This is a genomic window from Candidatus Neomarinimicrobiota bacterium (genome assembly GCA_012964825.1).
In the GTDB taxonomy this organism is placed as follows: domain Bacteria; phylum Fidelibacterota; class Marinisomatia; order Marinisomatales; family S15-B10; genus UBA2125.
This window is the reverse complement of the sequence record DTTI01000032.1, coordinates 1-1,100: the sequence shown is the minus strand read 5'-3', so window position 1 is coordinate 1,100 and position 1,100 is coordinate 1. Positions and strand designations below refer to the sequence as shown.

Annotated in this window: 1 protein-coding gene; it reads left to right on the top strand. The window is 42.9% G+C overall.

The window, feature by feature from the left end:
* Positions 1-553 precede the first annotated feature (553 nt).
* The coding region (locus EYO21_02640; GenBank protein HIB02708.1) for a carboxypeptidase-like regulatory domain-containing protein at positions 554-1,100 on the top strand (547 nt) is incomplete at its 3' end.

Here is a 1,100-nt window from a genome sequence, read left to right as displayed (position 1 = left end):
GCTTTGAGTGAATCAGCAAATGTTCTGGACAATTCTAGAGTATAGGAATCTTTCCCTGTTGTGCCCCAAGTGCGGTCAGGTATTTCCTCAGGTTTTTCAGATCCACCGTGAGGTGCGCCTATGATGATTGGTAGATTCCCGGGCCGGTATTCCGTGTATGAGTTGCGGCCATAATAGGTCTCACCAGCAATATATTCCGGGTCAATGTTATCAGGGGACCCTAACTGTTCACCGGAAGGCTCACTGCATCCGGTGATGAGACTGAAACAGAGAAAGAGCACCAACCAGTTCCCAGCATGTTTTTTGTAGAAACGCATATTTGAATCATCAAAACTATTTAAGTCCCACTTGAAAACCCAGTATGAAGACGATCATTTTTCAAGTGGGAAAAGCGAGCAATTAATACACAGTGTTACAATTCTAAACAATTTATCTTGACTCGATGGTATGAGTTTATGTAAAGTCAGTAAGAGTGGGACGTATAAAGACTTCATATCTTTTTTTATTTTCTTTATAAACAAATAAATTAAACAAATAAATGAGGTGACTGAATATGCTTGAGATCATCCGAAAGGTATATAGAAGTAGCGGATCAGGAATTTTTTGGTTTGCACTTATAATGGTTTTTGTTATAGCTCAACCCCTTGCCGCCCAGGGTGTGATTACTGGTAACGTCACTGATGCTAAAACTGGTGAACCTTTGGCAGGCGTAAATGTTTTCATCGTTGCACTGGGCATTGGTGCATCATCCACTGCTGATGGGAATTATACCATAGATAGGATCCCTGGAGGTCGGCATGAAGTGACAGCCGGCTATATCGGTTATGAAACAGCCTCTCAAATGGTTGATGTTTCTTCTGGTTCTACAGTTAATGTCGATTTTGCTTTGGTAAGCAGTCCCTTGATGTTGGATGAGGTATTTGTTACAGGTACAGCTGGTCAGGCTCGAAGGAGGGAGGTTGGTAACAGTGTGGGAACGATCAACATTTCTGAAGTAAATGCACCTATGGCCAATCTTGAAGATATGCTTTCTGCGCGGATTCCGGGCCTCAATATTCAGGGCACATCCGGTGCTTCTGGTGCTGGCGGTGTTATAAGAC